16 protein-coding genes are annotated in these 20,418 nt (G+C 66.3%); 7 read left to right on the top strand and 9 right to left on the bottom strand.

Annotated features, from left to right (window positions below; all coding sequences use genetic code 11):
* Positions 1-2: 2 nt before the first annotated feature.
* The 3 genes from ACOGXH_RS02370 to ACOGXH_RS02380 are packed head-to-tail and all read left to right on the top strand — an operon-like array spanning position 3 to position 4,271.
* Positions 3-1,499: a hypothetical protein gene (locus tag ACOGXH_RS02370; protein WP_419927514.1), complete on the top strand. Its 1,497-nt coding sequence runs from the start codon at positions 3-5 to the stop codon at positions 1,497-1,499.
* A gap of 22 nt (positions 1,500-1,521) precedes the next feature.
* The gene (locus ACOGXH_RS02375) at positions 1,522-3,006 is read left to right on the top strand and encodes a hypothetical protein (protein ID WP_419927515.1); all 1,485 of its coding nucleotides are present in this window, start codon (positions 1,522-1,524) and stop codon (positions 3,004-3,006) included.
* A gap of 20 nt (positions 3,007-3,026) precedes the next feature.
* Positions 3,027-4,271 (top strand): sulfite oxidase, encoded by a 1,245-nt coding sequence (locus ACOGXH_RS02380; protein ID WP_419927516.1) that lies wholly within the window; start codon positions 3,027-3,029, stop codon positions 4,269-4,271.
* Between the two features lie 7 nt (positions 4,272-4,278).
* Here the strand turns inward: ACOGXH_RS02380 and ACOGXH_RS02385 are convergent, their stop codons facing one another.
* The 4 genes from ACOGXH_RS02385 to ACOGXH_RS02400 all read right to left on the bottom strand — a co-directional run bounded on the left by ACOGXH_RS02385 (position 4,279) and on the right by ACOGXH_RS02400 (position 9,190).
* Positions 4,279-5,184, bottom strand: a complete 906-nt coding sequence (locus tag ACOGXH_RS02385) for an SDR family NAD(P)-dependent oxidoreductase (protein ID WP_419927517.1) — start codon at positions 5,182-5,184, stop codon at positions 4,279-4,281.
* A 63-nt stretch (positions 5,185-5,247) separates the two neighbouring features.
* On the bottom strand, positions 5,248-7,551 hold the full coding sequence (locus ACOGXH_RS02390) for an arylsulfatase (RefSeq protein WP_419927518.1): 2,304 nt from the start codon (positions 7,549-7,551) through the stop codon (positions 5,248-5,250).
* An 8-nt stretch (positions 7,552-7,559) separates the two neighbouring features.
* Complete coding sequence (locus ACOGXH_RS02395; RefSeq protein ID WP_419927519.1) at positions 7,560-8,312, bottom strand: SDR family oxidoreductase; 753 nt, start codon at positions 8,310-8,312, stop codon at positions 7,560-7,562.
* 2 nt (positions 8,313-8,314) lie between these two features.
* Entirely contained in the window at positions 8,315-9,190 is an 876-nt protein-coding gene (locus ACOGXH_RS02400) for an SDR family NAD(P)-dependent oxidoreductase (RefSeq protein ID WP_419927520.1), read from the bottom strand.
* A gap of 98 nt (positions 9,191-9,288) precedes the next feature.
* Between ACOGXH_RS02400 and ACOGXH_RS02405 the strand changes: the two genes are divergently transcribed.
* On the top strand, positions 9,289-10,104 hold the full coding sequence (locus ACOGXH_RS02405; RefSeq protein ID WP_419927521.1) for a TauD/TfdA dioxygenase family protein: 816 nt from the start codon (positions 9,289-9,291) through the stop codon (positions 10,102-10,104).
* Here the strand turns inward: ACOGXH_RS02405 and ACOGXH_RS02410 are convergent.
* The gene (locus tag ACOGXH_RS02410) at positions 10,101-11,651 is read right to left on the bottom strand and encodes an acyl-CoA synthetase (RefSeq protein ID WP_419930310.1); all 1,551 of its coding nucleotides are present in this window, start codon (positions 11,649-11,651) and stop codon (positions 10,101-10,103) included. The genes ACOGXH_RS02405 and ACOGXH_RS02410 overlap by 4 nt on opposite strands.
* Positions 11,652-11,760: 109 nt before the next feature.
* Between ACOGXH_RS02410 and ACOGXH_RS02415 the strand changes: the two genes are divergently transcribed.
* A complete protein-coding gene (locus ACOGXH_RS02415; protein WP_419927522.1) occupies positions 11,761-13,227 on the top strand; it encodes an aldehyde dehydrogenase family protein in 1,467 nt (488 codons plus the stop codon).
* Between the two features lie 18 nt (positions 13,228-13,245).
* The gene (locus tag ACOGXH_RS02420) at positions 13,246-14,829 is read left to right on the top strand and encodes a FadD3 family acyl-CoA ligase (RefSeq protein ID WP_419927523.1); all 1,584 of its coding nucleotides are present in this window, start codon (positions 13,246-13,248) and stop codon (positions 14,827-14,829) included.
* On the opposite strand, the gene ACOGXH_RS02425 is transcribed toward ACOGXH_RS02420, so the two are convergent.
* A complete protein-coding gene (locus ACOGXH_RS02425; RefSeq protein ID WP_419930311.1) occupies positions 14,826-16,259 on the bottom strand; it encodes a class I adenylate-forming enzyme family protein in 1,434 nt (477 codons plus the stop codon). The two genes, ACOGXH_RS02420 and ACOGXH_RS02425, sit on opposite strands and share 4 nt — an antisense overlap.
* Before the next feature lie 93 nt (positions 16,260-16,352).
* Positions 16,353-16,997 carry a carboxymuconolactone decarboxylase family protein gene (locus ACOGXH_RS02430; RefSeq protein WP_419927524.1) on the bottom strand — a complete coding sequence of 215 codons (645 nt, stop codon included), beginning with the start codon at positions 16,995-16,997 and terminating at the stop codon, positions 16,353-16,355.
* Positions 16,998-17,102: 105 nt separating this feature from the next.
* Here ACOGXH_RS02430 and ACOGXH_RS02435 point away from each other — a divergent pair, with 105 nt between their 5' ends.
* Positions 17,103-18,056: a TIGR03564 family F420-dependent LLM class oxidoreductase gene (locus tag ACOGXH_RS02435; RefSeq protein ID WP_419927525.1), complete on the top strand. Its 954-nt coding sequence runs from the start codon at positions 17,103-17,105 to the stop codon at positions 18,054-18,056.
* Between the two features lie 4 nt (positions 18,057-18,060).
* On the opposite strand, the gene ACOGXH_RS02440 is transcribed toward ACOGXH_RS02435, so the two are convergent.
* A complete protein-coding gene (locus ACOGXH_RS02440) occupies positions 18,061-19,350 on the bottom strand; it encodes an amidohydrolase family protein (protein WP_419927526.1) in 1,290 nt (429 codons plus the stop codon).
* Positions 19,351-19,374: 24 nt separating this feature from the next.
* Positions 19,375-20,364 carry an MDR family oxidoreductase gene (locus ACOGXH_RS02445; protein ID WP_419927527.1) on the bottom strand — a complete coding sequence of 330 codons (990 nt, stop codon included), beginning with the start codon at positions 20,362-20,364 and terminating at the stop codon, positions 19,375-19,377.
* Between the last annotated feature and the right edge of the window lie 54 nt (positions 20,365-20,418).

Below are 20,418 nucleotides of genomic sequence, written 5' to 3' on the forward strand. Positions count from 1 at the left end.
CCGTGAAGGACAGCAAGCGTAGGGTGTCGGCTTTGCCGCGTTGGACGTTGGTGCTGTTGGCCTTGGCCCTGGTGGCTGGAGCCTGCGGAGGCAATAACGACGACGACGGCGACGCGGGGACTGAAGCCCCGGAGCCGACGGTGGCCGCGACGGCTCCCGAACCAGCCGATGCCGACGGCCAAGCCGAACCCGCTCCAACAGAGAGCGAATCCGACGAACCGGCACCCGCCCCTACGCAGGAGGAGCCAGAGGAAGCTGAGGCACCCGCTCCAGAGGAAGCGCCCGAGGCCACACCTGAGCCCATCGTTTTGACCGATTCGTTCCGAGGGGTGACCTCAGAGACCATCCTCATCGGCCACCCAACCATCGATTTTGAGAAGTTGAATGCCGATTTCGGGCTTGACCTGCCCTACCAGAATTTCGGGCCGCCGCTTTTGGCCTTGGTGGACTGGTACAACGAGCAGGGCGGCGTGCTGGGGCGGCGCATCGAGGTGGTGTCCGAGCTGTACATGCCGGTAGGGTCCACCACCGCAGAGGCGGTGTGCCTCAAAATGACGGAGGACCAGCAAGTATTCGCGGTTCTCACTGGGTTTGCCGGCCCTGGCACAGAGCATGTGAACACATGCATTACCGAGCTGTACGACACCATCTTGGTCGGCGGCCTTCCCACCCCCGAGCAGGCCGAGGCGGCGGGTGGTCTATGGGTCACCTCCGAGATGAGTTTGGGACGGCGCAATCAGGCGATGGTGTCCATCTTGGAGCAGACCGGGCGCATCGACGACCTGAGTCCGTTCATGGTCTTCGGCGGCCATCCCGAACAGCAGGCACTGGCGGACGGCGTTGCCGATGCCTTGAGGGCGGCCGGGGCCGAAGTGCCAGTGGTCGTGGTGGTGAACAACTCCGGGGACCAGGCCGCCACACAGGCCGAAGTGGACGTGTACGTCGAGCGGGCCCGCAGCGATGGTGTTAGGTCGGCGATACTGATCGGTGAGGCGGAATTCCGCAACATTCACTTATTTACCACCGCGCCAGAAATCATCTACATCATGGGCCACGGCGATCGCCTTACCGATTGGCTCCGTGAGCCGCCCGATGGCCTCCAATCCGGAACCAAGGTGTTCACTGCCCGAGCCGGCCCATCACCGATGGAAGATCCCCGCATCCTGCACTGTATCGGCGTGATTGAGGCCGCTCTGGAGATCGAGATACTGCCTCCAGAAGAATTAGAAGAAGGGGACATACAGCACTGGGCCGGAATGATCAACGCCTGCCGCGATCTGTCCATGTTTATGCAAATTGCCGAAGCGGCCGGTCCTGATCTCACCAACGAATCCTGGGTGGCGGCGTTGGACAACATTCCCGACATCTCGGTTCCCGGAATGGCGTTCGCCTCGATCAGCTCAAGCAAGGTGGACGCCGCCGACGAGCTGTACCTGGTTGAATACGACTTCGACACCCGGGCGTTTATCGAGCTGGAAGGCCCCATCGACGTGGGGTAGCTCCACCCGATGAGGGGGAATCATGAAACAACGCGGTGTAGGCGCATCGACTCGCTGGCTGGTTGTGGTCGTGCTTGTGGCATTGGTGGCCGCGGCGTGCGGTGGCAATGACGACAATGGGGGAGGCGACGCGGCCACGCCCCAGGCCGAGACGACAGCACCGACGGCCGAGGCTGAGCCCGAGCCCGCTCCGGCCGAGCCCGAGCCTGACGAACCGGCACAGGCCACCGCCGAAGAACCGGCGCCCACCGAGGGGCCGGCCGCAGTTGAAGCCCCTGAGGCCACAACGGAGCCCACTCCCGAGCCCATTGTCTTGACCGACTCGTTCCGGGGGGTGACCTCGGAGGCGATTCTCATCGGCCACGTCCACGTCGACTTCGAACGGCTGCGGACCGACTTCGGGCTCGACTTGCCTTACGGAAGCTTCGGCCCCCCATTTCTGGCCCTTGTGGACTGGTACAACGAACAAGGCGGCGTGCTCGGACGGCGCCTCGAAGCGATTTCCGAGGCCTACTGGCCGGTGGGCTCAGCGGGCGCCGAAGAGCTCTGCCTCAAGCTCACCGAAGACGTGGAGGTATTTGCCGTGCTGGGCGGCTTCACCGGATCGGGCTCGGCCGGAGTTAACACCTGCATCACCGAACTGCACGAGACCATCCTGGTCGGCGGGTTGCCCTCACGGTCGGAGGCCGAGGCCGCTGGCGGGCGGTGGGTCATCGCCCCCACCAGCCTGGATCGGCGCAATGCCGCCTTTGTGTCGGTGTTGGAGCAGACCGGTCGAATCGACGAACTGGGCCCGATCATGGTGATTGCCATCACCGGCGCGCCGCCCGGGCTAGTCGACTCGGTGGTGGAGCTATTGGAAGCCGCTGGCGCCGAGGTCCCGGTGGTGGCGAAGGCCGCCTACACCGGAGACACCATCGCCACCCAGGAAGAGATGGACGTGTTCGTTGAGCGGGGCCGGGTCGAGGGAGTAGAGGCGATAATGCTCATCGGAGAATCCCCGACCCGAGACGCCCAGCTGTTCGCCAACGCGCCTGACATGGTCTATTTGGTGCCCAATGGCGACCGCATCGGAACCTGGGAACAAGAGCAGCCCGAAGGCCTTAGTCCTGACACCGTGGTGCTGACCGCCCGAACCTTCCTGGACTACCCGGTGGACGATCCCCGCATCCAGCAGTGCATCGAGGTGGTCGAGGCTGCCACCGGTGTGCAGGTTGTGCCCCCCGACCAGCAGGCTGAAGGCGATCCCGACTACTGGCCGGGGATGTTCAACGCCTGTCGCGACCTGGCTATTTTCGTGCAAATCGCCGAGGCTGCCGGTCCCAATCTGACCAACGAATCGTGGGTGGAGGCGCTGGGCCGGGTGCCCGACCTGTCGGTGCCCGGCTATGGCTTCGTCTCTATTCGGCCCGGCAAGATCGACGCCAACGACCAGCAGTACCTGATGGAGTACGACTACGACTCCAAGACGTTTGTCGAGCTGGCTGGCCCCCTCGACGTGGGCTAGCCAGATTCGGAGACGGGGCGATGGAGCTTGGCACTTGGAGTGAGCAGAGCGAGCGTCTGTGGGAGTTGGCCAGCGGGGAGGGGATGCCGCGACGCCAGTTTCTGGCGCTACTGGTTGCCGGTGGGGCCGCGGCGGTACTGGCGGCCTGCGGTGGCCGCGGTTCGTCTTCGGTGTCCATTACCGGCGGCCCTGTCTCGACCGTTTATCCGGCCGCGCTGTTCAAAGATCCGACGCCGTTCATCCAGCGGGGTGCATCGCTTGAGTCCCGCCTGGAGTTGATGCCAGGGCTGATCACGCCCAACGACCTGTTCTTCGTCCGCAACAACTCCACCAGCGTCGATTTGTCGGTCGACGATTGGTCGCTAGTCGTCGAGGGCGACGCCGTGGAGCAGCGCCTCGACCTCAGCTACGACGACATCCATCGCCTACCCAGCCGCTCGGTGACCGCCTATCTGGAATGCGCGGGCAACCATCGGGTGATGTTCGACCGGTTGCAAGGCCGAGCGGCCGAAGGAACGCAATGGGGACGGGGCGCCATTGGCAACGGCATTTGGATCGGCGTCTCATTGGCCGATGTGCTGACTTTGGCCGGGTTGGCCGATGACGCCGTCAGCGTGCTGTTGGTGGGGCTGGACGAGGATTCGCCCGAGGGGGGCTTCCAGCGGGTTCTGCCGCTGGAAAAGGCCCTGGATCCCGACACGATCCTGGCCTATGAGATGAACGGCGAGCCGCTGCCCCGAGACCACGGCTTCCCGCTTCGGGCCATCGTCCCCGGTTGGGTGGGCAGCTCGCAGATCAAATGGCTGGGCCGCATTGTGGTGTCGGCCGATCCGCAGTGGACCCGCAACAACACCACCTCCTACGTGATGATCGGCGACGACTACACGCCTGAGGGAGAGGCGCTGGGCCAAGTGGTGACCGAGCAGAACATCAAGAGCGCATTGGCGCTGCCGTGGCCGGCTCGGCTGGATGCCGGCGAGCACACCTTGAGGGGCTACGCCCACTCACCCCACGGGCAGATTTACCGAGTGCAATACAGCGATGACGGCGGGGCCAATTGGCGTGACTCACGGGTGCTCACCCCGCAACCCCAGCATTCGTGGGCCCAATTCGAGTTCGACTGGTCAGCCACCGCCGGCGAGCACGCCTTAATGACCCGAGCCATCGACATCGCAGGCAACACCCAGCCCGATCGGGTTCCCTTCAACCAAAAGGGCTACCTGTTCAACCAGCCCCTGCCCCATCCCATTCGGGTGAGCGCGTAACGAAGATCTACAACCCCATGTCGTGGTAGTCGGGGACTTCGTAGCGTCCGATGGCCTCGGCTCGGCGCTGGAGGAGAGCGACGGTGTCCTCGATGTTGCGGCCGATGATGAACCGGCGCTGCTCCACGCAGTCGACCACGAAGTTGCCGTGTTCCACCAGATCGGCCACCTGGGGTTCCTCACCCCTGATCTCGGTCAAGATGTCCTTGAGTTCTTGGAAGGTCATGCTGCGCCGTCCGGTGGAGTCGCCTACCCGGGCGAAGTGATCCGGCCGGTTGCGCTGGGCCGTGAACAGGCCGGTGTCCAGCATGCCCCCTGACGGGTAGAGCACCGAGGCCCGCAGGTCGCTGCCCTCCCGGATCAGGTTGACGTGCACCGTCTCGGTGAAGCAGCTCACCGCAGCCTTGGAGGCGGCGTATACCGAGGCGGTGGGCACGGGGGCGAACCCACCGTCGCCCGAAGAGGTGTTGATGATCTGGCCGGGCTCTCCGCCGGCCAGCATCCGGGGCACGAACTCTGTGGTGCAGATGGCCACGCCGAATACGTTCACGCTGAAGCACCACCGCCAGTCGTTGGGTTCTTGCTCCCAGGGTTTGCCGCCCCCACCGGAGGTGACCCCGGCGTTGTTGAAGAGCAGATTGCATCGCCCGTGGGCCTCGTAGACGTGATCGGCCAAAGCGGCCACCGAGGCCTCATCGGCCACGTCGGTGGGCCAGCCTGACACCGGGCCCAGATCGGACAGCTCGGCCACAGTGGCCTCTGTGGTGTCGGCCTCGACATCGGCGATGACCACGGTGGCGCCTCGCTGCAACAGAGCGGTCACGATGCCCTTGCCGATGCCGCCAGCCCCTCCGGTGACCACCGCCACCATGCCGTTGACGTCGAGACGCTCAGATGGGGTGTCGCTGCTCATAGTGCCTCCTGTGGTTGGCCGACCCGAAGTGGTCTAGCAGTTTTTTCGCGACCCGCCTAACGCTCAGTCGGCGTTGAGGGATTCCCGGGCGATTTGGGCGGGATCGGGAGGCGCAGCGCCGGGCGTGGAGATGTCGACATGGGAGATGACGCCGGTCCAGGGGAAGGGGGGCTGGTAGTCGTCATTGACCGGGAAGCCGGTGTCGTGGCCGATGACCAGCCCGGTGCCGCCGTTCTGCCAGGAATTGGGGAACGTCCGGTCGAGCTCCATCCGGGCGGTGGTCTCGCCGTCCACCAGCAGCTCGACGATGCTTGAGTCTGGAGACAACGGCTGGTACCGGCACCCCAGGGTGGCGGCGTCGGAGGGAACCGGTGGGGTGGCCAGGCGGAACTGGTCGCCCGACAGGCAAAGGCCCAGCACCAGGGTGCCGTCCAACCCGTACAGGGCCAAGCCACTGGTCCAATCGCCCATTGCCCACAGGATGCCCTCGGCTCCGCCGGGGCCCACCGTCACGGCAGCGTCGATGGTGAACCCCCGCACCAGCACCGGCATTACCTCGTCGGCCACTCGGCCTGCGCCCGGTCGGTACCGGGCCTGGGCCGGGGGCGGATAGGCCGGCGGATAGATGGCCGGCATCCGCCCGGCGTAGCCGTCGTCGAGGGGCAGCACGCCGTAACGCTCGGCCGCCGCCCACCACGCGGCTTCAAGCTCGGCCAGCTTCTCGGGGTGCTCATCAGCAAGGTCGTGGGCCTCGGAGAAGTCATCGTCTAGGCGGAAAAGCGCCCAGGTGTCGTCGTCGAATGAGCGGCTGCCCTCCATCATTGCCACTTCATCGCCGTGGGCCTGGGCCACATGGTCGGTGGTGGCCTTCCAGCCGTCCAAGTACATGGCTCGCGACCCCTGGACTTCGAAGTACTGCTCGGCTCGGGGCGACGGGGCATTGGCGTCGTCGAAGGTGGCGGACAGGCTGGCCCCGTGCAGGGGCGTCTGGGCCACCCCGTCTACCGACTCGGGAGCGTCCACCCCGCACAGCTCCAGCACGGTGGGGGCCAAATCTATGGCGTGACAGAACTGGGTGCGCACCTCCCCCTGAGCGGCGATGCCGGCGGGCCAGTGCACCACCAGTGGGGTGCGGGTGCCACCTAGCCATGCGTAGCGCTTCCATAGCCGGAATGGGGTATTGCCGGCCCAGGCCCAGCCCCAGGCGTAGTGGTTGTAGGTGCGGGGGCCGCCCAACTGGTCGAGCCATTCCAGGTTGGCGGCCACCGACTCGGGGAGGCCCTTGGTGAACCGGTGCTCGTTGACCGAGCCCACATGGCCGCCCTCGGCGCTGGCCCCGTTGTCGGAGCACAAGATCACCACGGTGTTGTCGAGCTCGCCGATGGCCTCCAAGTGGTCGATCACCCGGCCGATCTGGGCGTCGGTGTGGCTGACGAACCCGGCATACACCTCGTGCATGCGGGCGAACAACCGCCGGGCGTCGGGGTCGAGTTCATCCCAGGGCTGTACCCACGAGGGCCGCTCGGTGAGGGTGGTGCCCTCCGGTGCGATTCCGGAGGCCAGCTGGCGCTCGAAGGCCCGATCCCGCCACCGGTCCCACCCGTCGTCGAACATCCCCCGGTAGGGCTCCACCCACTCGGGGGTCACGTGGTGGGGGGCGTGGGTGGCCACCTCGGCGTAGTAGCAGAAGAACGGCTTGTCGGGGGCGGCGTGCTTTTGGTCGGTGATGTGGGCGATCGCCTGGTCGGCCAGATCGGCGCTGAGGTGGTAGCCGTCGTCGTAGTGGGCCGGTGCTTTGATGTAGTGCTGGTCGCGCACCAGGTTGGGGGCCCAGCAGTTGGCTCCCCCGTGGAGCACTCCGTAGTAGCGCTCGAAGCCCACACCTGTGGGCCACAGGGTGAACGGCCCGGCGGCGCTGCGCTCGCCCCGGGGGGCGAGGTGCCACTTGCCGATGGCCATGGTGCCCCAACCAGCGTCGCGCAGAATGCGGGGCAGCATGGCCGCCGACGGGGGGATGCGGGCGGTGTAGCCGGGGAACCCCATGGTCATGTCGGACAGAAAGCCCATGCCCACCGCGTGGTGGTTTCGACCGGTCAACAGAGCGGCCCGGGTGGGCGAGCACAGGGCGGTCACGTGGAAGCGGTTGTACGACAGGCCACCGGCGGCCAGCCGGTCAATGTTGGGGGTGGCGAAGTCGGCCCCGAAACAGCCGAGTTGGGCGAACCCGGTGTCGTCCAGGAGGATGACCACCACGTTGGGCGCTCCCTGAGGAGCACGGGCCAGCTCTGGAGGACGTGGGGACGACTCGGCCACGGTGAGCCCGATGTCGGCTGCGGTCCCTGACGTTGTGGTTGACGCTTCGGCCATGGCGGTTGCTAGCGGCGCGACCGGTAGTCAGCCCCGGGAATGGTGGCGAAGGGGAAGGGCTCGGGCTGTCGATCTTTGAACAAGGCAAAGCACTCGCCGGTGAGGCCCGAATCGAGAATGGCCATGGCCGCTTCGGCGACCTGCTCAGCGTCCATGATGATCATGCCCGCGGCTTCTAACTGTTCTCGGTTGCCGCCCAGGAACCCGGTTCCCACCATGGCCGGGCAAACGGCGTTGAGGCTGATGCCCCGCTCGACCAGAGTGGGAGCGGCGCTGCGGACCAACGCGGCAATGGCGTGTTTCGAAATGGAATAGCCCAAGTCCACCGGCAGCGGGCTGAATGAGGCCATCGAGCCGGTAACCAGCACATGGCCGCCCCCGGCTGCTTCCAGCAGCGGAGTGGCAGCCCGCAGGCCATAAACCACACCGTGCTGGTTGATTCCGATGATTCGGAGATAATCCTCGTCGCTCATCTCGGCAATGTCGGACAATCCCATAACAATCCCCGCGTTGAGGTGGGCCATGTGCAGGTGGCCGGGATCGTCCGCTATCTCCGCGGCCAGCGCAGTCCAAGCCGAGGAATCAGCCACATCGAGGTGGCGATACCGTCCGCCAATCTCATCGGCCACCTGTTGGCCGGCGTCGTCGGCTACGTCGGCGCAGATCACGTGGGCTCCGGCCTCTGCGTAACGGCGAGCACAGGCCGCGCCGATTCCCGAGGCTGCTCCGGTCACCATGGCGGTCTTTCCCGACAGGTCCACGGTCAGCTCGCTGACTCATTGGCGCCTCGGGCGAAGGCGTCTTCGGTATTCAAGTCGTACAGGCCGTTGATGAACTGGAGCGGGGGTTTGGTGGTGTATTCCTCTTCCGCCCGGCTGGGCATGATGTTCTCCCGGTGGCGCAGATCCCACATGCTCTCGCACCGCCCGGAGTATTCGTCGGGCTGCTCCAGCATCCAGATGATGCCGTCGGCAGGCACCGAAGTGGGCTCCCAATCGGTGAGATCGACATGGCCCATGTTGGCCAGTGTGCCCTCTGAGGCCACCGGGATGTCGATGCGGAAGCAGTTGACCGCGATGCGGTCGGGGTGGAGCTGGCGGGCCAGATCGGTGGTCATCCGCTCCAGGGCCAGCTTCGACATGCCATACGACATGAGCCCCGGCACCGGGCGCAGCGCAGCTTGTGACGACAAGCTGAGGATGCGTCCCCTCCCCGCGGCCCGCAGGTGGGGCAGCGCAGCCCGCACGGTGAGCAGCGGGGCCCGCAAATTGATGTCCATGATGAGGTCGTAGCGCTTGAGAGGGATGTCCACTTCGCCGACGAAGGTGACCGCGGCGTTGTTCACAATTACGTCGAGTCGGCCCCAGGTCTCTACCGGTGCGGCCACCATGGCCTCGATGTCATCGGCCGAGGTCAGATCGGTGGGAACGGCCAATGCCTCGCCCCCAGCGTCGATTACCGCCTCGACGGTCTCGTCGATGGTGCCGGGGAGCGGCTTGGGCGACGCCTTGGTTGACCGGGCCGCGCATGCCACTTTGGCTCCCTTGGCCGAGGCCGCCAGTGCGATGGCCGCGCCGACCCCCCGGCTGGCCCCCGTGACCAGTACCACCTTGCCGGCGAGATCGAAAGGTTCAGACATCAGCGTTCCATGGCATGCGTCGCTACCCTAACCAAAGACCTCTTTCCGGCCTGAGTGGAGCGTGAGTGGGCGAGTATCGACATCTGAGTGTGGCACCGGTGAGCGGATGCATCGGCGCGGAGATTGCCGGAATCGACCTGAGCGACGACCTGGCCGACGAGGCGGTGGCCGAGATTCGCCAGGCATGGCTGGACCACTTAGTGGTGTTCTTTCGGGACCAGCACCTGACCCTTGACCAGTACTCGGCGTTCGCTCGCCGCATCGGCACCCCCGGCCGCTATCCGTTCGTGCCCGGGCTGTCTGATCATCCCGAGATCATCGAGGTCAAGAAGCTGCCCCACGAGACCGTCAATTTCGGCGGCATCTGGCACACCGACACCGCCTACCTGGAGCAGCCGCCCATGGCGTCGATGCTCTTGGCCCGGGAGGTGCCCGCCGCGGGCGGCGACACCGAGTTCGCCAACATGTACGCCGCTTACGACGCCCTGTCCGGCGGCCTGAAGGAGTTCCTGCGGGGCCTGCGGGCGGTGAACAGCTCGGCGATGGCCGACGTGTCCAAGACCCGGGAGGACCGCATTGCCGACGCCAACGAGGCCGGTCACTCCTCAGCGGAGAGCTATGAGGCAGTCCATCCGGCGGTCCGCACCCACCCCGAGACCGGTCGGTTGGCCCTCTACGTCAACGTGGCCCACACCGCCCGATTCGAGGGCATGACCGAGGAAGAGAGCCAGCCCCTGCTGCGGTTTCTCTTCGCCCACCAGTCGAAGGCCGAGTTCACCTGCCGATTCCGCTGGGAGGTGGGCTCATTGGCACTGTGGGACAACCGCTGCGCCATGCACAATCCCATCAACGACTACCACGGACAGCTCCGGGTCATGCACCGCATCACCTTCGAGGGCGACGAGCCCCGCTAGACGATCCGGGATTCGGAGTCGGTGGGCCAGTAGCGGTCCCGCAGATAGCGCTTCATCAGCTTGCCGTTGGGATCGCGGGGCAGCGACTCATCGAAGTCCACCCCCCGAGGGCACTTGAAGGTGGCCAGCCGTTCCTCGCACCAGCCCAACAGAGCGCTCTCCGTGTCGTTTCCCGCGCGGTCCGGGTATACCAGTTGGACCACAGCCCGCACCTCCTCGCCCAGGTCGTCGTTGGGGACGCCGATCACCGCCACATCGGCCACGTCGGGGTGCATGATCAGCGCATCCTCGATCTCCTGGGGGTAGATGTTGACCCCGCCGCTGATGATGGTGTGGGCCACCCGGTCGGTGAGGTACAGATAGCCCTCCTCATCGAGGCGCCCCATGTCGCCCAGCGTCCGCCAGCCGATGGGGTGGGCCACGGCCGCGGTCCGCTCGGGATCGTTGTGGTACTGGAAGTCCCGCCCGCCGTCGAAGTACACCACCCCGACCTCGCCGGTGGGCACTTCGTTGCCGTCGGGTCCGACGATGTGAACCGGCTGAAGCGGCCGCCCCACCGACCCGGGGTGGGCCAGCCACTCCTCGGAGGTAATGGAGCTGTGTCCGATGTCCTCGGTGCCGGCGTAGTACTCGAACAAGATCGGCCCCCACCACTCGATCATCTGCCGCTTGACCTCCACTGGGCAGGGGGCGGCGGCGTGGACGGCCACTTGCAGGCTGGACAAGTCGGCCGCTTCTCTCACATCGGCGGGCAACTTCAGCATGCGGGAGAACATGGTGGGGACGAACTGGGCATGGGTTACTCGGTACTCGGCGATGAGGCGCAGGCATTCGGCCGGGTCGAATCGCTCCATGAGCACCACGGTGCCCCCCACCCGGTGTACGCACATGCACCACACCAGAGGGGCCGCGTGATAGAGGGGGGCGGGCGACAGATACACGCTGGTGTGGTCTACGCCGTAGTTCCCAATGGCCAGCGCGGTCTGCACCGCAGGGTTGGCCGGATCGCCGATGCGGGTCTGGGCGGTCGGCTTGCGGATGCCTTTGGGCCGACCGGTAGTGCCCCCGGAGTACACCATCTCCCGGCCTTCGCCCTCGTCGGCCAATGGCGCGGTGGGCAGGTCGGCGGCGGCTCGGGCCACCGGCTCGAACCCGTCTGGGGCGTCGGTGCCGGTAGTGAGGCGCACCGGTACCCGGGCTAAGTCCAACTCAGCCACCACCGGGGCAGTTCGACCCGACGTCATCACCGCCGCGGCACCGCAGTCGTCGAGCACGGCCTGGATCTCGCCGGTGGTGAGGTGGTAGTTGATTGGCGTATAGATCAGTCCGGCCAGCTGGGCGGCCCAGACCACCGCCATCGACTGCGAGGTGGTCTCCGACACAATGGCCAGATGGTCACCGGCATTGAGGCCCCGTGCCCGAAGCAAATGGGCCAGCCGGTTGGCCTCCTCGTCCAACTCTTGGTAGGCGATCATCTCGCCGGTCCGCCCCATGATCACCGCCGGTTGGTCGGGTGATTGGGCTGCGAAACGGCGGGGATGGAGCATCTCCGAGTCCATCGGCGGGACGATAGTTGCTTCAGCGGTCGGACGAGTTTTCCGCTGAGTCTCGGCTATAGGGTGAGGCCTGCCATGAGCGATCCGGGAGAAATCAACCATGTGGCATGAAGAAGATCTGTTGATCGACGGGGAGCTGAGGGCCTCCGAGGGGGGTGGCGTGTTCGAGACGGTGAACCCCGCAACCGAGGAGGTGCTCGGGGCGGCCGCCAACGCCACCGACGCCGATGCGGTGGCCGCTGTGGCCGCCGCTCGCCGGGCTTTCGAAACCACCGACTGGGCCGTTGACCACGAATTTCGGGCTCGGTGCCTGCGCCAAATCCATGCCGCGCTGGAGCGCCATCTCGAAGAGATGCGGGAGCTGACGGTGGCCGAGGTGGGTTCTCCGGTGATGCTCACCTACGGCGGTCCGCAGCTCGAAGCCCCGGTGGCATCGGTCAAGTGGGTGGCCGACATGATGGACGGATATCAGTGGTCCGAAGACCTCGGCTTGGTGGAGGCCTATGGGGGCAGCCATCGACGGTGGATCGAGCGCGAGCCCGTAGGGGTGGTGGCCGCCATCACGGCTTACAACTTCCCTGTCCAGCTCAACCTGGCCAAGCTGGCCCCCGCACTGGCTGCCGGCAACACGATGGTGTTGAAGGGGGCGCCCGACACACCGTGGTCGGCGCTGGCGCTGGGCAATCTGGTTGCCAATGAGACCGACATCCCTCCCGGAGTGGTCAACATCTTGAGCTCAGCGGAGAACTCGGTGGGCGAGGTTCTCACCACCCACCCAGATGTGGATATGGTGACCTTCACCGGCTCTACCGCCACCGGGCGGAAGATCATGGCTGCGGCCAGCGCCACGGTGAAGAAGACCTTCTTGGAGCTGGGGGGCAAGAGCGCCTATGTGGTGCTGGACGACGCCGACGTGGAGGCGGCAGCCGCCATGAACTCGTTCATGATCTGCACCCACGCCGGACAGGGGTGCGCCATCACCACTCGAATGCTGGTTCCTGCGGCCATGGCCGACACCGCCGCCGAAGTGGTGGCGGCCACGCTGGCCAACATCCCCTACGGCGATCCGACCGATCCCTCCATAATGATGGGACCGCTGATCAACGCCCGCCAGCGCGACAAGGTTCACAAGCTGGTGACAGACGCCATAGACCAGGGAGCGAGGTTGGTGACCGGCGGCAAGCGGCCCGATCACCTGCCGGTGGGCTACTACTACGAGCCCACCTTGCTGGCGGGAGTGGGGGAGAACGACCTGGTGGCCCAAGAAGAGGTCTTCGGACCGGTGCTAGTCATCATCCCCTACGAGGGGGGCGACGACGAGGCCGTTCGGATCGCCAACAACTCCATTTATGGCTTGTCGGGCGCGGTGAACAGCGCCGACCCGAAGCGGGCTCGGGCCGTGGCTCGGCAGATCCGGTCGGGCACGATCAGCGTGAACGGCGGCCTGTACTACGCCCCCGATGCGCCCTTCGGGGGATACAAGCAATCGGGCATCGGACGGGAGATGGGCGTGGCCGGATTTGAGGAGTTCCTCGAGATCAAGACATTGGCTGAACCGGCTGCCTAGCCGAGGAGCGGGGTCGGCATGAGCGCATCCGAGGATTGGGCCAGCACCAGCATTCCGCTGATGGCCCAGGGGGCGGCGGCCCGCTTCGGCGATGCTCCCGCGGTCGTGGAGGGCGACAGCGTGCTGTCCTACGCGGAGCTGGGGCGCCTGACCGACCAGGCCGCCGCGGCCATGCAGGCCGCCGGAGTGCAGGCTGGCGACCGGGTGGCGGTCTGGGCCTCCAATCGCTTGGAGTGGATCGTCGCCGCGCTGGGCCTCCATGCCGCAGGGGCTGCGTTGGTACCGGTAAACACCCGCTTCAAGCCGGCTGAAGCCGCCTACATTCTGGCCCGCAGCCGCTCCCGCCTCTTGGTGGTCGAGGCCGGGTTCGCCGGCATCGACCCCGCCGGGCTGTTCCACCAGGATGACGCCGACCTGTCGGCGCTGGAGCGGGTGGTGATGCTGCCCCCCGGCGAGGCCGGGAATGTGCCCAACGCGGTGTCGTGGGCTGATTTCCTGGGGGCGGGGGAGTCACTATCCCCCGACGCGGTGGAGGCCCGACGACAGGCGGTGGGTCCCGACCAGATCAGCGACATACTCTTCACGTCGGGCACCACCGGTGCGCCCAAAGGCGTGATGATGACCCACGGGCAGACCCTGCGGCAGTTCTCCGACTGGTGCGATTTCGCTGATCTGCGCCATGGCGACCGGTATTTGATCGTCAATCCCTTCTTCCACATGTTCGGCTACAAGGCCGGTTGGCTGGCCTGTCTGATGCGGGGGGCGACGGTGTACCCGATGCCGGTATTCGACGTGGAACAGGTGCTGGAGCTGGTTGAGTCCGAGCGGATCGCGGTGCTTCCCGGTCCACCGACCGTGTACCAGACCATCCTCGACCACCCATCTCGCTCGGGCCGGGACCTGTCCAGCCTGCGGGTGGCCATCACCGGTGCGGCCGACATCCCGGTGGAGCTGATCCGCCGGATGCACGAAGAATTGCCGTTCGAGCGCATCTGCACCGGTTACGGACTCACCGAGGCCGGCACCTGCACCGGAACCCAGCCCGGCGACGATCCCGAGACCATTGCCACCACCGCGGGGCGAGCCATGCCCGACCTGGAAGTCCAGGTGGCTGACGGAGACCGGGAGGCCGCTACCGGGGAAACCGGCGAGGTGCTGGTGCGAGGCTTCAGCGTGATGACCGGCTATTTCGACGACCCTGAGGCCACCGCCTCGGCCATCGACGCCGACGGATGGCTCCACACCGGCGACCTGGGGATCATGGACGACCGGGGCTATCTGAAGATCGCCGGTCGCATCAAAGACATGTTCATCGTGGGAGGGTTCAACGCCTACCCCGCCGAGATCGAGAACACGCTGCTGGGCCATCCCGGGGTGGCTCAGGCCGCGGTGGTGGGAGTGCCCGACGAGCGGCTGGGAGAGGTGGGCCGAGCCTTCATCGTGCCCCGGCCGGAAACGGCGGTCGATCCCGACGAGGTGATCGCCTGGTGCCGGGAGCGCATGGCCAACTACAAGGTGCCCCGATCGGTGGTATTGCGAGAGTCGTTCCCGCTGAACGCCACTGGCAAGGTGATGAAAGACGAGCTGCTGAAGAGTTCCTAAGGCTCGAACCGGCGCTTCAGCTCCCGCCGGAGCGTCTTGCCCGACGGCAGTCGGGGAATGGACTCCACCACCAGCACGGTGTGGAGGCTCTTGTAGGAGGCCAAGGTATCGGCCACCAGGGCCTTGAGGTCGTCGACTGAGGGGTCGGCGTTTTCCGCGAGCTGCACGGCGGCGGCCACCGCTTCGCCGGAATCGGGGTCGGGAATCCCGAACACCGCGCAGTCAACCACACCGGGATGGCCCAGCAGCACTGCCTCAACCTCGGCGGGGGCCACCTGAAATCCCTTGACCTTGATCATCTCCTTCACCCGGTCAGTGATGTGCAGCCATCCGTCGGGCTCCATCCAACCCACATCGCCGGTGCGATACCAGCCGTCGGTGAACGCGTCGGCGTCGGCCTCGGCGGGCAGATACCCGGCCATCCTCGCCGGGCTCTGCGCCTGAATTTCACCGACCTCCCCGGCGGACAGCACCGCTCCGGTCTCCAAGTCGGCAATGCGAACCCGGACATCGTGAACGGGTAGGCCGGCGGAATCCAGCCGCCACAGATCGGGTCGGTGCACCGGGTTGGTGGCGATGACCGGCAATTCGCTGGCCCCGTAAGCGGGCAGGAAACCTACGCCGGTTCGCTCGGTGACCCGCCGGGCCACGCTCTCGGTAACCGGGGTGGCCCCCCACATGATGTAGCGCAGCGACGACAGGTCGTACTCCTCCAGACGGGGGTGGTTGGCCATGGCCAGGGCTATCGGCGCCACCGCCATCTCCAGGGTGATGCGGTCGGTCTCGACGGCGGCCAGGACTGCGTCCAGGTCGAAACGGGGGTGGAGCCTTACCGACGACCCCGCCCACACCGAGGCCAGCAGGTTGAGCAGCCCGAGGATGTGGAACGGAGGGGTGGCAATCTGAAACCGGTCATCGGTGGTAAGGCCGAGCACCGATCCCCAAATGACGATGGCCGCGCCGATGCTGGCATGGGTGTGGCGCACCGCTTTGGGCATGCCGGTAGTGCCGGAGCTGAACACCAGCACGGCCTCGGTCTGTTCCCAATCCAGTTCCACGGCCATCGGCTCGGCTGAGTGGTTGGCCAGGGCGGCCACGGCGGGGTCGTCGTCGAGGTGGATCACTTGGTCGGCCAGCAGGGGAGGGAGGCGCAGATGGGTGTCACCGTCGGTGATGGCCAGCACCGGTTCGGTCAGGCCGGCGGCGTGGGCGACCTCGGCTTGTTTCCACGCCGAGCTGATCATTACTGCGGAGGCCCCGAGCTTGAAGATGCCGAACACGGCGGTGAAGAACTCAGGCCGATTCGAGGCCATCACCGCCACCCGCTGATGGGCCGACACGCCCCGTTCGGCCAACACACGGGCGAACCCGTCGGCCTGTTGGTTGAATTCCTCGTAGGTCAGGAATCGGTCTTCGAACCGAACGGCCACCCGGTCGCCGAACTGGTTGGCGGCCGACTCCAGCAGGCTGTGGACGCTGGTTCCCTGGGGATAGTCCAGCGGCGGGAACAGCTCCGACACCGACTAGCCCCCGGCCCCGGAGGGGAAGCTCTTGCCCTCGAGCTCGGGATCAAGGGGCAGGTCGAAGCAGTTGAATGCCACCGCCAGGGTGTCGTAGGCCCCCACGGTGAAGAGCAAGTCCATGATCTGGCGGGTGTCGAACGCCTCGGCCAACTCGTTCCATGTTCCGTCCGACCAACCGTGATTGTGTTGTAGCTCGTCTACCGCCCGCAGCAACAAGGCGTCGTCAGGGTTCCAGCCGTCAACAGAATCGGCGGTGGTGCGGTCGATTTCCTCGGCGGTAAGTCCCACTTCAGGGGCAGCGGCCGCGTGCTGAACCCACTCGTATTCGCTTCGGCGCAGCCACGCCACCCGCAGCACGGCCAACTCGATGGCCCTCCCGGGCAGGGTGTTGAAGTAGAGCAGGTGGCGGTTGAATGCCAGGAATGCCTGGGCCAGTTCGGGATAGCGGGCCATCACCGACAAGGCGTTGTTGGGGCGCCTCACCTGTTGTTTGCGGTCGGCCTTGCGCTTGTTATAGGCAGAGCCTGCCGGAGGACGCATCGGTTCCATGGCGGCAAATGCCTCAGGGGTCCACTCTGACAGCTCCAGTGGGGTGATTCGCGGCCGGCTGGCCGGGTTGTCGATGTTGTCGGCCGAGTTGCTCACCCGTTCCTCCTTGGCTTTCCGCTCGGATGGTAACCGACACACCGAAGGCCGGGATCAGTGCCAATGGCCGCTGGCGTCTGATATGAACGAGGCTGAGGAGTTGCTGTGCGTATAGGACTGATGGTCGGGCCCGAGCGGCGCCGATATGCCACCAAGAAGGCCCGAATGATCGAGGCGGCCCAAGAGGCGGAAGCGGCTGGCTTCGCGTCGGTATGGATTCCCCAGATTCCCGACGAGTTCGACGCCATGACGGCAGCCGCACTGATCGGGTCGGCCACCTCCACCGTGGAGGTGGGAACCGCGGTGGTGGTGGCCCAGACCCGCCATCCCATCGCGCTGTGTCAGCAGGTGCTCTCGGTGCAGCTGGCCTGTGAGGGCCGATTCGCTTTGGGATTGGGCCCGTCGCACCACTGGATCGTGGAGGACATGCTGGGGTTGTCATATGACCGGCCTGCGGCGCAGATCCGGTCGTATCTCGATGTGTTGGACCAAGCGCTGGCTGGCCCTGGACCTGTTGCGGTCGAAAACGAGCACTTCCAGATCGACAACCCGCTCGACATCACCGACCAGCCCGCCACTCCGGTGTTGCTGGCCGCACTGGGACCGGTCATGCTGCGACTGGCCGGCACCCGCACCGACGGCACCACCCTTTGGCTGGCCGACGAGCGGGCCATCGGCGAATTCATCGCTCCTCGGATCACCCAGGCCGCCGCCGAGGCCGGTCGCCCTCCCCCTCGGATTGTGGCTGGAGTGCCGGTGTGCTTGTGCGGATCTGGGGAGGTGGACGCGGCCAAGGATCGGGCCGAGCGGCTGCTGGCCGAGGCCGAGATGTCCCCCAACTATCAGCGGCTGTTGGACCGGGGCGACGCCGAGGGGGTGTCGGACATCATGGCCGTCGGCGACGAAGCCGCGGTCTTGGCCCGGCTGCGCACTTTCGCCGACGCCGGGGTCACTGATCTCTCGGTGCGGGTTCTGCCAGTGGGCGATGGCCGCGACGAGCTCATCGCCTCCAGCCAGCGAACCCGGGAGTTTCTGGCCTCGTTGGCCCCAGAGATCTAGCGGCTCAGGCCGCCGGCTGGACCTGGTTGAGGGGGTTCATGCCCGGGCAGCCCTTGGCCCGCTCGGGTATGTCGGCGTAGTCGATGGGAGTGGCCACCTCGGCCTTGGTGGGGCAGAACTGCTCGGCCAGGGGGGCCAGCGCCACCAAGTCGAACCCGTACACCTCAGCGGCGTTGGTGGTGAGGATTTGAGTGGTCTCCTCCTCGGTGAGGTTGGCGAAGGTGAGCCTCAGGTGCTCTCGGGTATGGGGATGCGACCCCTCGATATGGGGGTAGTCGGAGCCCCACATGACCCGGTCGATGCCCACCGTCCGGGTAAGCAGAGCTTCTGAGGGCCGCAGGAACGACGCTCCGATGTAGCACTGGCGGGCGAAGTACTCGCTGGGAGTGAGCGACATATCGGCCACCGCCTGGCTGCCGAAGACGGTCTCGGAGCCGTACTTGGAGTACCGCATCCGGTGGAAGAAGCTCTCCAGCTTCTCCAGAGTGTCGGGCACCCAGGCAGTACCGGTCTCGGTAGTCACGTACTTGAGGTTGGGATAGCGCTCGAACACGCCCGAGAACATGAGGTGCCACAGAGCCCGCTGGGTCCACCAGGTGGCCTCTAGGACGAACATGGCCAGCGACGAGGGAAAGTGGTTGCCGTAGTTGGGCGATCCACCGCCGGCGTGGTGGTTCAGCGGAAGACCGGCTGCCGCGGTGGCGGCCCAGATGGGCTCGTAGGACTTGGAGTACAGCGGCTCGAACGGAGAGTCGGGCGGTGCGCCGGGGATGAGCACGCCGCCCTTCAACCCATTCTCTGCCGCCCACTCGATCTCTTTGACGGAGCCTTCTACATCGCCCAAGAACACCTGGGCGATTCCGGCCCGGCGCTCGGGGGCCTGGCTCACGAACTCGGCCACCCACCGGTTGTGGGCTCGCAGTCCGGCCCAGCGGTGCTCGAAGTTGTCAGAGTAGGGCGGGGCCTCGAATGCGGTGGCCGCGGGCGGTGCGAACGGGGGCTGGGTGTTGGGGAACAGCACCTCGGCGATGAAGCCGTCGGCCTCCTGCTCGGCCAGTCGATCAGACGACGACCAGTTGCGGTGGCCCCACACCTCGGGATCGCCGTCCACCCCCACCTCCATGGGCGAGCGCTCCATGTCGGCGAACATGGCTTTGCGGCGCTCGTTGTGTTCGTCCATGAAGTCGGCCCACTCGTCGAACTCGTCGTGGTAGCGCGACTCCAGATACGGCCGGTAGCCCCTCAGGTCGGCCCCGCAATGCGTGTCAGCACTGATGACAATGTGATGTTCCATCGGCTTCCCCCGTTCTCTTGAAATCTAGCGGTTGACGTCGATGACGACTCGGCCGCGGATTTCGCCGGCAAGGATCTGGGCGGCGGCGGCGGGGACGTCGGACAGGCCGATGGTGTCGGTCATGGCGTCGAGCTTGGCGGTGTCGAGGTCTTGGGCCAGGCGGTTCCAGGCTTGGGCCCGGCGCTCAGCGGGCTCATAGACGCAGTTGACCCCGGCCAGGGTGACGGCCCGGAGGATGAACGGGGCCACCGAGCTGGGAAAGTCCATGCCTTGGGCCAAGCCGCAGGCGGCCACGCACCCGTGGGGCTGGGTCTGGGAGACGATGTTGGCCAGTGTGTGGCTGCCCACGGTGTCGATGCCTCCGGCGAAGCGTGTCTTGCCCAGGGGCCGAGCCGGGCCGGAGAGCTCGTCGCGGTGGATGAGCTCGGACGCTCCCAGTTCACGCAGGTAGTCGCCCTCAGTTTCGATGCGGCCACTGGAGGCGATCACCTCATAGCCCAGCTTGGCCAGAACTGCGACGGCCACGCTGCCCACCCCACCGGCGGCCCCGGTCACCACAACCGGGCCGGAATCGGGGGCGATGTCGTGCTCCTCTAGGGCCAGCACGCACAGCATGGCGGTGTAGCCCGCGGTGCCCAACGCCATGGCCTGATGGGAGGTGTAGGCGTCGGGCAGGGGAGTGAGCCAGCCGCCGTCCATGGCCGCCTTGGTGGCCATGCCTCCCCAGTACGACTCGCCAACGTCCCAGCCGTTCACGATCACCCCGTCGCCGGTCGACCAGGCCGGGTCGTCGCTGCTGGCCACCGTGCCGGCCAGGTCGATGCCGGGAACCATGGGCCAGGTGCGCACGATGGGGGCGCCGTTCACGATGGCCAGGCCGTCTTTGTAGTTGAGAGTGGAGTAGTCCACGTCGACCATGACCGGGCGGTCAGGCAGGTCAGCGTCGTCCAACTCGGTAATGGAGTGGGAAAGGGTGCCGTCGTCGTCTTGGCTGAGCAGGAGGGCTCTGAACATCCCGCCACTCTGTCAGACGAACCGTTGATACCTCTATCCGGCGGGGCGGCAGGC

Origin of the sequence: Candidatus Poriferisocius sp. (genome assembly GCF_965208355.1) — a bacterium.
Taxonomy (GTDB): domain Bacteria; phylum Actinomycetota; class Acidimicrobiia; order Acidimicrobiales; family Bin134; genus Poriferisocius.